Source organism: Facklamia sp. P12932 (assembly GCF_050409545.1).
Lineage (GTDB): Bacteria > Bacillota > Bacilli > Lactobacillales > Aerococcaceae > Facklamia.
In genome coordinates this window covers 1-11,348 of the sequence record NZ_JBNUPG010000030.1, presented here as the reverse complement: position 1 = coordinate 11,348, position 11,348 = coordinate 1, and the positions used below count along the sequence as shown (strand labels likewise).

Below are 11,348 nucleotides of genomic sequence, written 5' to 3'. Positions count from 1 at the left end.
TGTGTAGTAATATAATCCTCTTTTGTTAGATCATTATCTTCAACAGAAACAGATTGTGTAGTAATATAATCCTCTTTTGTTAGATCATTATCTTCAACAGAAACAGATTATGTAGTTATATAATCCTCTTTTGTTAGATCGTTTTCCTCAGCAGAAACAGATATAGTTGATAGACCTAAAAATATAGTTAGAATTAATATTGATTTTATATAATTATTTTTTTTCATAATTATTTTCCTTCCTATGTTTTTTATCTACAAAATAAAATAATGAATACACAAACACAAATCCTATTATTCTATACAATAAGTTATCAAAAAAATATGAAATCGTTAATTTCCCTTGGAAAAATGTTATTAATACGCTTACCAAAATATATACTCCTACAAAAAGTAACTCATTTATTATTTTGCTTAGTTTCTTCATAAAATTCACCTAATGATCCTTTTAAGTTACGATTATTGTAAATAATTGTATTGATAACGAAATCCTCTTACAACAAATACTCTTGCATAGTCAGAAAAACCGATAGCACCAATAGCTCCATCTATAGCCGCTGCTGCAAGTTTAAATTGTGGTGGTAACAACATAAGTATAAATCTTGTTGCAACTCCCGTACCAGCTCCACCTAGAATACTAAACGTTGATACACTTATATATACATCCACATTACCTTTTGATGTTTTTCCATGCCATACCAACTTTGTTACCCCGTTACTTTGTCTTCTTAACATGCTAGTACTATCATTTGAAAATTTAGAAGTATCTATTCCTAGATCATTAAAATACTTTATAAGTTTATCATCTGTGATAGTTACAACTGTCTCATCACCATTTTCCGAAGTGTCAAAATACTCTGAATTTTCTTTATAAAAATCCATTACAACATTATCATTAACATTAGCTGTTTCCTTTATTGAAGTACTTGCATGGGCATGAACATCAAAATTAAAGAGAGAACTTACCATTATCATTAAACTTACTGCTATCACACTCAACTTATTCTTTGCACACATCAACACCAACCATCTTACAAAAATTTATTGTTAATAGTATACACAAAAAAAATCAGATATAACATCCTTTTTTTAAAAATTATAAATAATTAAATTTGTTGTATAAAAATTGATTATTTTTAACTTAAATAAAAGTCTTAACAAGAGAAAAAAATATACCATCATTACTTTTGCAAATTATTAGGAATGGTAACTCAGCGCTGTCAATAACTATTGAAACAATAAAATAAATTAATGATTGATTATAATTTACTAAGATTTTAAAAACCTACTTGAAAGTGATTACATTCTTGTCAAAAAAGGGTATAATATCCTTGATAGTAAAGGAGTGGTGGCAATGGTAAAAAAAGTAATGGACTATTTTGAAATAACACCGAAAGGGATTCTTTATTCTGTTTTGATAATGACTTTAGGTTGCATTGTTTATGCCTATGGGGTTAATTATTTCCTCATTCCTAATCATTTTGGTAACGGTGGTGTAACGGGTGTTTCTATGTTGGCCTATTATTTACTTAAAATACCAACCGGTACAAGCAACTTCATCGTTAATGCCATTTTATTAGTGGTTGGATGGAAATACCTAAGTAGGCGAACCTTGCTTTATACAATTTATGCTTCAACTTGTTTAAGTTTTTGTTTAAATGTTATCCAACCAGCTCCTTATATTGCAACTAATATTATAATTCCAGCTGTAGCGGGTGGAGTTCTTTTAGGAGCAGGTATTGGTTTAGTTCTTAGAGGCAACGGGACGACTGCTGGTACGGACATTGTCGCAATGATTATGCAGCAGTATCTAGGAATCAGTTTCTCTGCTGGTTTGTTAATGTGTGATATGCTAGTTATTTTGGCTTCCAGCTTCATTATTGGAGTAGATATGACGATTGTGACGATCATGATGATGTTTATTGCGAGTCAGACCGTAAACTTTGTGACAGATGGGGTCAACCGTCGAAAGTCCGTGATGATATTCTCCTCTAAGAAAGAAGAAATTGCGGATATAGTAATTAAAGAGATGGTGCGAGGTATCACTGTATTTAGGGCATATGGTTACTATTCTAAGCAAGAAAGGGAAGTCTTACTGGCAATAGTGAATCGTAATCAGGTTGTTCAATTACAAAGATTAGTGACTCAAATTGATCCCAAAGCCTTCGTCACTATTTCAGACGTTCAACAAGTGATTGGTGAAGGATTCACCTTCTTTTCCTATGAAAGTCCACACAAAAATAGATACCATTAACCATTAGTAATTAACTGATCTAACGAACTCGATTGAAAGGTGAAGCCCCTTTTTAATCGAGTTTTTATCTTGCTACATAAGGAAATAAATGAAGAAGCTAATAATATTTCCCTGCTTCAAAAGCAATGGATACCATTGATCGAGCTGTGCTCTTTAATCCAGCCATCTTAGCATTGGATGAAGTACGTTCTTCAGTCGATAGTTTTTTAGAAAGATTAAATGAAGAAGGTATGGATAAGGTAAGGGAGGGGGGACCTCCTTCGTAATGCCCTACCGCTTATCGAGTATTTGTAATGCTGATATTATCTTGTTGATGAAGAGTGGTAATATTAGTGAAAAAGGAAACATGATTTGCTTTAAGTAGCTAATGGGTGTTATGCAGACGGCTATTAAAGTCAGTTTGCTAATCAAGCTTAGAAAAAAGCTCACTCAAATGAGTGGGCTTTTTGAATAGAAAGATGGATAGCACTAAAATCCTAGCTTGATAGGCTGGGATTGAGGGTAGAACTTTAATCAACATAATGATACTGATATTGGTAAATGCGAATTAAATGGTTGCGCTTATCGGTACGCACCTTGAAAACAAAAGTGTGAGTACGTTGGTCGAGACTGTGTTTTTGAGGGATACGAAAATAATTAATGGTTGATGCCGACATCATTCGTAATAACCCATCCTCTAGAAAAGCAAGAGGAACTTTCAGCTTAGAATAACGATAGAAATCCTCTTGAAATCGTTGATAATTTTCACTGAAATAATCAAATTGTGTTTGATTATGGTGGTAGTCATTGGTTTTCATTATTCCACCTCCTCAGCAAGTGTAATATCGATAATTTGTTCAAAAGCTAAAAGGAGATAGTTTCTAGAAAGGGGGTCTTCAATCGCACAATGGTCTAGATTTAGCTCTTTAAGAGTGCCGGTAAATGATTGGTGGGCTTTATTTGGATGATTGCCTTGATAAATAAGGCTAATGGAGAGTTTTTGAACATAGGCTTGGCTGAGTAGAAGAAATTTCTCCTTAGGAGACAGTCTGGCCGGGCTTGAGTCAGTAAAGCTGTGTGACAGAGCAGAGCTATGTTCTGATAAGAAAAAGCCCATCCATTTAGCCATTTTGCGATCTTGATATTGACGTGCAGCTTTAGATGATAAGTAAGACCGATCTACACTCATTCTAAACCATCCAATCCGCCTGCTCCGCCTGCTGCATGACCACCCATCAACTTGCTTCGAGCAATGGAACGAGAACTTTCTAGTAAGGCGCTAGCTTTTAAAACAGAGACGTAGCCAAAACGTTTTCGAATAGCATCTACTGTTTTATCGAGGCGCTCTTCTTTTGATATTTGTCTTGGCTCTTCAAAAAGCGAAAAGTAATGGATGTTTTCTTCTACCAAGCCCGAATAACGAACACCAATATGGCGAACGGGTCCGTTTTTATATTTAGAGCGAAAGAGCTCAATCACAGTGGCTGTTAAGACTTTTGTTTGCTGGCTAGGATCGATTTTGGTTTGAGCGCGAAGGGGAGATAGGTCAACTGCTTTGGAATAACCGACAGAGACAGAGACCAGCTGTGCTTTTTTGCCAGCCCATCTTAAACGAATGGCCACTTGTTCTGCCATTTCACTTAAAAGCAATTCAATATCTGCTTGCTGAGTATAATCATGTGGTAAAATTTGCGAATTACCGATAGCTTTAGACTTCGGACGATAAGGCTCACTAACTTTACTTTCGTCGACCCCATTGGCATGAAAGAATAATTGCAAGCCAATTACACCGAACTCCTTTTTTAATTGTTCAGGATTAGCATGGGCTAGATCATAAATGGAATGAAACCCTAACTGATTGAGTCGTTTGGCTGTGCGCTTACCAATCCCCCAAAAATCAGTTAAATTTGGAATGGCCCATACTTTGCTTGCAACATCTTCATAGGACCAATTTGCTCGCATGGTCGGCTTCTTTTTAGCCTCGTTATCTAAAGCGAGCTTAGCCAATAAAGGATTGGCATTAGAAAGACCAATGGTTGAAGCGATTCCTGTTTTACGCCAGATATCCAGTTGAATTTTACTAGCTAACATTTCTAATTTGTCTCGACGTGACACCTGACGATCAGGAATAAAGTAGTTCAAAACATGCGTTAAATCAATAAAGCTTTCATCAATCGAATAGGGGAGAATATCTTCTTCAGAAGCATACTGGGTTAACAGCTTTAAAATGTCGATATTCTTTTTAATATAAAGGTCCATCCTGGGTGGCACAAATAATGAACGTTTGGCCCAAGATTCAATATAACGAACATAGGCAGGATCCGTTCGTAAGCCATTACGTCGAGCGTTGCGATAGTTGAATCGTCGATTATGAAGAGAGAAGGGTAAATCATAAGTTCGTCCCACATTGCTACGCCCAAAAACTTGCTTAAAAATGGGAGAAGAAGCCAAAATCAGACCTTGAGAAGTGTCTGTTTGACTCATGACACAAAGGCTTGTTCTTAGAGGATGCAAGCCACGCTCAACACACTCTACGCTCGCATAGAAGGATTTCATATCGATAAAAGCAATATCAGATTTAGGTTCACGGCTATAATCAATAATAGTCATTACAAATTCCTCCTGTAAGCAACAGTTTAATACGAACGGATGTTCGTGTCAATAGCGAAAATAATTTAAAGAATTTTATGAGATAGGAAACATTTTAAAAAGAGCATTTTATTACTGTTTTTAAAATAAAATTTCTTAAAAAGAGCTACAATTATTACTATTCAGTAAAATACAGTTAAAAAATAAGATAAGTTAAAAAACGCTTTCATATAACTTTTTTTCGTGTATAATATAAGCATAGTAATAACTCGAGTTTGCTAAAAAATTCCAAATGGAGGGGAAAAAATGTCAGAGAATAAAAATGACAGAATTAAAATCAAAACGGGTTTAGTCGGTCGGTTGCTGATAGCTATTGCAATGGGTATTTTGATTGGGCGTTTGCCATTTGTTCCTGAATGGTTTATTAGAATTTTAGTTACTTTATCTAGCCTGTTTTCAGCCTTTTTAGGTTTCTTTATTCCTTTAATGATTATTGGTTTAGTAACTAAAGGAATTGCAGATCTTACAGAAGGAGCAGGCAAATTACTAGGTATGACAGCTTTAACAGCTTATGGATCAACCCTTATAGGGGGGACTTTTGCTTACTTTGTGGCAACAAGTATTTTTCCTAGTTTTATTACCAGTGATTTAGTCAATAAGATTACTGAAGCAGGAGAAGGAGCTACTCCATTCTTTACGGTTCCGATAACGCCTATTTTAGAAGTTACAACAGCGGTTGTGCTGGCTTTTATGATGGGGCTTGTTATTTCGTGGTTACGGGCTAATCGAAATTCTGGACAGGTACTTTACCAATTGACTGTTGAGTTTGAAGAAGTGGTAGTTAAAGTATTAGAAACGGTAATTATTCCCTTGTTGCCAATTTATATTCTAGGAAATTTTGCAAATATGTCTTATTCTGGATCGGTATTTGCAGTACTATCTATCTTCTGGAAAGTATTCGTTATTGTCATCATTATGCATTTACTTTATGTTAGTTTATTATTCATTGGTGCAGGAAGCTATGCTGGGAAAAACCCATTACGACTCATTAAAAATCAAATTCCAGGTTATATGACGGCAGTTGGGACCCAGTCATCTGCTGCAACTATTCCGGTGAACTTAGATTGTGCAGAAAATAATGGTGTATCTGAAGAAATTCGTAATTTCGTTGTCCCTCTATGTGCAACTATTCATTTAGCAGGTTCGATGATTACTATTACTTCCTGTGCGACAGCCTTATTATTAATGTATGATCTTCCGCACAGCTTTAGTGTAATTTTTGGCTTTATCTGCATGTTAGGTATTGCGATGGTAGCAGCTCCAGGAGCACCTGGAGGAGCTATTATGTCAGCTGTACCATTCTTACCAATGGTAGGAATTGTTGGAGATGCTATGCAACAATTAATGATTTCGCTGTATTTAACTCAAGACTCTTTTGGTACTGCAGCGAATGTTTCAGGAGATAATGCCATAGCAGTTTTTATTGATAAAATATATTCCGATAAGATTAAAAGCTAAAAATAGCACTGTAATAAGCTCTTCATTAGTTAGCCAGCGACCTAACTAATGAGGAGTTTTTAAATACTTAAGAATAAATACATTATTCAGACTTTATTTTTAGAAGTAAGAAGCATAAGATAGGAGTATGAAAGTGAGGGATTAATATGGGATGTACAACAATTTTAGTAGGTAAAAAAGCCTCTTATGATGGGTCAACGCTTGTCGCACGAAACGAAGACTCTGTTTCGGGACAATTTAATGTTAAAAAAATGGTCAAAGTCGATAGTCAAGGACATCCGTCTCACTATCGGTCGGTGTTAGCTCACTTAGAAATTGAGTTGCCAAGTGACCCATTAGCTTATAGTATGACCCCTGATGCTGTAGGAGACCAGGGAGTTTGGGGAGCGTGTGGGGTCAATGCCGCAAATGTTGCCATGACTGCGACCGAAACGATCACTTCCAATGCGCGAGTGTTAGCTGCTGACCCATTGGTAACCTACCAAGAAGCTAGGGGTGAGCAGGGGAGCGATAGTTATCAAGCAGAAATTCCTGGAGGTATCTCAGAAGAAGATATGGTATCGCTCGTCTTACCTTTTATACGGTCTGCTCGTGAAGGGGTAAAGCGGTTGGCAAGTTTGTTAGAAGAATACGGCACTTCCGAGATGAATGGGATTGCTTTTCAAGATGTCGATGAAATTTGGTGGTTGGAAACAATAGGGGGTCATCATTGGTTAGCTAAACGGGTACCAGATGATTCCTATGTAGTGATGCCTAATCAATTTGGAATAGATTCCTTTGATTTAGAAGATGCATTCGGTCAACAAAAAGAGCATATGTGTTCAGCTGATTTAAAAGAGTTTATTCAAGAAAATCACTTAGATTTATCAAAAGATGGCCTATTTCAGCCACGTTTGGCCTTTGGCTCAAGAACTGCTGCAGATTTAGTATATAACACGCCACGAGCTTGGGTAATGGGACGCTTTTTCAATCCAACAACTTATAAGTGGGAAGGCTCAGAGGCAGATTACACACCACAATCCTTTGATATCCCATGGTCCTTTGTGCCTGAACATAAAATTACTGTCCAAGAAATAAAAGAGATCCTTTCCAATCATTACCAAGGAACCCCGTATGATCCATATGTTACTAAGGGCTCAAGCGAAATGCGAGGCGCTTACCGGACAATTGGAATCAATCGCAATAATTTTTTAGGCCTAACTCAAATTCGGCCTTATATGCCGGAAAACAATCGCAGTCTTCAATGGATGGCCTTTGGATCAAATGTCTTTAATGCCATGATTCCTCTATATCCTCAAGCGAGTGAATTTCCGGCTTATCTCACTCAGACAGATGATCAAATCACAACGGACAGTCTGTATTGGTCTGCTAGAATGATTGCTGCTTTAGCGGACGCACATTATTATCAAACGCAAACAGTGATAGAGTCTTATCAGTCCAAGGTGGACCATCAAGCTTTAGCAATCATTAAAGCCTATGATCAAAAACTTGCAACAAGCCCTAGCTCTCAAAGTCAGCAAGTATGCGAGCAAGCCAATCATAAACTGGTCGCTATGTTACAAGAAGAAACACATCAGACGCTTAAAAAGGTATTAGATATTGCTTCCAATGGCATGAAGAATGCCTATGCTCGATCTGATCAATAAGTTTTATGTCTAGCAAATAGGAACCGACCCCCAACCGTTAGCTTTTTGTCTAACGGTTGGGGTCTTTTGGTTTGATAAAGTCTGCCTAAGAAGCCAGCAAAAGAAGAGGGTGGCTGTATGAGTGAATAGGGTCTGATTATTAGTTTTTGAGTGATCGGCAATCACATTGGTTTGATAAGCAGATTCAATCATTGTTCTTGTTAATTCAGCAGTTTGAGAATTAGGACGAAAGAGTCTTTTAACGAAGTCAGTCGTTCGCACATTCATAAATGATTTATCGACTGGAAGTGGTTGATAGATTGGACTAGTTAGGGCGCTTAAAGTAATGTATTTTACTTATTTGAGAGGCGCGTCTTTATCATTTATCCAATCGCAACATAAGACTTTGGGAAAGTATCCAACGATTTTTTCTTCTCTTAAGTTAAAAAAGTTCGGTGTTGTTCAATATTTTAGAGATATTATTTTTTATTAAGTATAATGATATGGACTTTATCAAATGTTAGGAGTAAGATAAGATTACATAAATTATTTAATTTTATGTTTTAAGGAGGAATAATATGTTAGGAAAGAATAACGTTACAGAGTTACAAAAGAAAAATGCTAGAAAGAAAAAAATCTATAGTTTAAGAAAATATAGTGCAGGCTTAGCATCCGTTGCTATTTCAAGTATGTTCTTTTTGGGTTCGAATAGTGTTTTAGCAGCAGAAAACACTACGGAAACTTCCCAAATTGAAGAATTAGGATATGATGATAAGGACCAAGGTATTCAACCTCTAAGTAAGTCAGTTGAGGTAAAAAAACAAGTTGAAACCCCTGCAGTCATTAAAATTGATGATGCAGAAATATCGGCTGTTGATCAGAGTTTATCAACAGCAATTGTAGAAACTGTAGAATCAGTTGATTCTAACGAGATTCATAGTGAAGAAGTGTTAGCAGAGACTAACAGTACCGAAATGAGTGTGGAATCATCAACTGATGAGAAAACAGTAGAGCAGGAGAGCGTCTCAACTTCTACCCCAGAAACAGTCAGCAGCTTAGTTGAAGAGACAACTGAGAGTTCTACTGAAGAATCTATATCTGCTGAAGAAGAAATAGTTTTAGAGGAAGAGCTAATCATTGATGAAGAAGCCGCTGTGATTGAAGAAAGTGTAGTCAATGAGTCAGACTCCATCGTTAATTCAGAAGAAAAAAGTTTGGGAGAATCAGATGGTCACTTAAGTGAACTTCATCAATTAATTGATGGTGAAATTGATCGCGAGGCGGTGATCCGTCAACAATTAGCAGAGATATACAGTGCTGAAGAAATTGAAGGAATCCTTTCAGGCGTTGATAAAGAGACCCTTCAAAATGCGTCCGCAGAAGTTTTGATGGAGAAAATTACTCAAGCTGGGATTGATTATGCTGAAAAACACTCTGGCTTTCAAATGTTTGCTATCCAAAATGCCACAGGAAGAGATGTAAAGGATTTAATCCAATTTAGTGATTTGCAATTTAAAATACTTGGTGGGGATAACCCAAATGAATTGCAACCGACTTCACAGGGGAAAATTGCGTTTACTGGTAAGTACCAATTAGACAATGCTATTAAAGCAGGCGATTTTTTTGATGTTAACTACGGCGATTATGTATTGCCTGGAGGCATAGATGTACCTCGAAATAGTGTTCATTTGCTAGATAGTCAAGGCAATTTAATTGCACAAGCATTTTATGATCCGGAATCCAATACCACTCGTTACATATTCACTCAATATGTGGATCATAACAAGGATATAAAAGGATCTTTTAATGATCAACTGGTGGCCAATCGAGATACAGCTGTAGTTGATAAGAAATCGTATCCTGTTACAGTAACTATTGGAAATCAAACCAAGAGTCAAGATATAATTGTGGATTATGGAAATAATAAGAATAGAAAAGTAGTTCAAGCAATTAGTGAATTAGGGAAAGATTCACAGGGTCGGAAGTTATTTAAATATACTATTTATCTAAACAATGGTGGGGAAGAAGTTGGAAGGTATTCAGATATTCGACTTTTAGCTGATAAATTCCATATTGACCCTGATTCGTTGGAAGTTCACAAAGTGAAACCTAAGAAATCAAATAATTCAGCCTATCCTTCTCAAATTATGCGCGATAGCCTAATCCCTGACCTTAATGGCGATAGTGAGAATTATAGGGTAACTAAAGAAAAAGGTAACATTTTGAATGACGGCAATAAAAGCCGTATCCATTTAGGAACAATGTTAGCAAATGAACGTTACATAGTCACTATGACCTTTGTAGAGGATGCGCCAGGTGCTTCTGATGTACTTGAAAAACCAAGAGTAACCACTTATCTTCATAAGGACGCTAATCCAAGCGGTAACCCTATTGCTCAGGGTGGTTCATTTATAGGCAAAACAAGTGTATCCTCTACAGGTGAAAGTACAGAAGAAACCGGATCATTCATAGAACATCATATTTATCAAACAAAAAAATCAGACGGTTCGATTGTGATTGATTTAAAAGATGATAAGTCGGCTCAAACTGGTAAATGGAACGAGTTTTATCGAACGCAAAAACAAGATAAAGAGGGCTATCAACTTGTTGAGATAAAAAATTTAATTAACAATCCAAAATATAATGAGGATGGTAGCCCTGCTACAGGAAGTTATAAACCAGAGAAGACAATTGAAATAACCTATGTGTATCAAAAAGACGAAACTCCAACGCCTGAACCCGATCCTAATCCGAGTGTCAAAGATGAACTTTATGAGATGACAGTTGAAGATGAAGGTTTTGGTTCTGAGTTCCAATATAATAAAGACTTAGCTCCTGGAACTATCAAAAAGGTTCAAGAGGGTCGATCTGGTAGATATCGTGTTTTATATAAGCATGTTAACCCAGAGGAAATACCAACACACTCAGATGGAAGTTTTTATGAAAACTTTGTAGAAATAAATGGAAAATATTGGCAAGAAGTTTCACGTGAGACGATCCAAGAAGCCAGACCAGACATTTTCCAATATAATTTCGTAACGATTACTGAAACAATTAAAAAAGAAGACGGTGGGGTAGAGATTCATTATAATGATGGAACGACTATCGTGATACCAGGGCCTGAAAAACCTGCTGATCCTGAAAAACCACTTTTACCATCCCAACCAATTGTGGAAATTACTCCGGGTGAAGAAGATGGGCGGAATGGTAATTATGTTACCATTAAAATTTACAATCCAAACACTGATGTCTATGAATCTGATAAAACTATCTTTATACCAGATGGATCTGATGGACAAAATGGTCAAAATGGTCAAGATGGAAAATCACCAACTGCAGAAGTCGTAGATAATGGCGATGGTACTCATACCATTACGATTACCA

The 11,348-nt window shown here is 36.4% G+C and carries 10 protein-coding genes; 5 read left to right on the top strand and 5 right to left on the bottom strand.

Translation table 11 applies throughout. The features are described 5' to 3' along the window. Positions 1 to 458: 458 nt before the first annotated feature. Entirely contained in the window at positions 459 to 974 is a 516-nt protein-coding gene (locus ACQV2P_RS08190) for a hypothetical protein (protein ID WP_428894874.1), read from the bottom strand. A gap of 379 nt (positions 975 to 1,353) precedes the next feature. On the opposite strand from ACQV2P_RS08190, the gene ACQV2P_RS08185 reads away from it, so the two are divergent. Both ACQV2P_RS08185 and ACQV2P_RS08180 read left to right on the top strand, forming a co-directional pair. Further along, positions 1,354 to 2,253, top strand: coding sequence for a YitT family protein (locus tag ACQV2P_RS08185; protein WP_428882131.1), 900 nt, complete (start codon positions 1,354 to 1,356; stop codon positions 2,251 to 2,253). 125 nt (positions 2,254 to 2,378) lie between these two features. After that, positions 2,379 to 2,519 carry a hypothetical protein gene (locus ACQV2P_RS08180; protein ID WP_428894873.1) on the top strand — a complete coding sequence of 47 codons (141 nt, stop codon included), beginning with the start codon at positions 2,379 to 2,381 and terminating at the stop codon, positions 2,517 to 2,519. A 243-nt stretch (positions 2,520 to 2,762) separates the two neighbouring features. On the opposite strand, the gene ACQV2P_RS08175 is transcribed toward ACQV2P_RS08180, so the two are convergent. Genes ACQV2P_RS08175 through ACQV2P_RS08165 form a run of 3 tightly spaced genes read right to left on the bottom strand, consistent with a single transcriptional unit; the run spans position 2,763 to position 4,842 of the window. Further along, a complete protein-coding gene (locus tag ACQV2P_RS08175; protein WP_428894872.1) occupies positions 2,763 to 3,050 on the bottom strand; it encodes a DUF5960 family protein in 288 nt (95 codons plus the stop codon). After that, positions 3,050 to 3,421, bottom strand: coding sequence for a hypothetical protein (locus tag ACQV2P_RS08170; RefSeq protein ID WP_428874405.1), 372 nt, complete (start codon positions 3,419 to 3,421; stop codon positions 3,050 to 3,052). The genes ACQV2P_RS08175 and ACQV2P_RS08170 overlap by 1 nt, the downstream gene beginning before the upstream one ends. Then, positions 3,418 to 4,842, bottom strand: coding sequence for a Y-family DNA polymerase (locus ACQV2P_RS08165; RefSeq protein ID WP_428894871.1), 1,425 nt, complete (start codon positions 4,840 to 4,842; stop codon positions 3,418 to 3,420). Before ACQV2P_RS08165 ends, ACQV2P_RS08170 begins: the two co-directional genes overlap by 4 nt. A 285-nt stretch (positions 4,843 to 5,127) precedes the next feature. Between ACQV2P_RS08165 and ACQV2P_RS08160 the strand changes: the two genes are divergently transcribed. Both ACQV2P_RS08160 and ACQV2P_RS08155 read left to right on the top strand, forming a co-directional pair. Beyond that, the gene (locus ACQV2P_RS08160; RefSeq protein ID WP_428876048.1) at positions 5,128 to 6,339 is read left to right on the top strand and encodes a dicarboxylate/amino acid:cation symporter; all 1,212 of its coding nucleotides are present in this window, start codon (positions 5,128 to 5,130) and stop codon (positions 6,337 to 6,339) included. Between the two features lie 146 nt (positions 6,340 to 6,485). Beyond that, positions 6,486 to 7,985, top strand: a complete 1,500-nt coding sequence (locus ACQV2P_RS08155; protein ID WP_428894870.1) for a C69 family dipeptidase — start codon at positions 6,486 to 6,488, stop codon at positions 7,983 to 7,985. 9 nt (positions 7,986 to 7,994) lie between these two features. On the opposite strand, the gene ACQV2P_RS08150 is transcribed toward ACQV2P_RS08155, so the two are convergent. After that, positions 7,995 to 8,312 carry a hypothetical protein gene (locus tag ACQV2P_RS08150; protein WP_428893425.1) on the bottom strand — a complete coding sequence of 106 codons (318 nt, stop codon included), beginning with the start codon at positions 8,310 to 8,312 and terminating at the stop codon, positions 7,995 to 7,997. A gap of 230 nt (positions 8,313 to 8,542) precedes the next feature. Between ACQV2P_RS08150 and ACQV2P_RS08145 the strand changes: the two genes are divergently transcribed. Next, positions 8,543 to 11,348 (top strand): Ig-like domain-containing protein (locus ACQV2P_RS08145; RefSeq protein WP_428894869.1); only part of this gene is annotated, 2,806 nt, incomplete at its 3' end.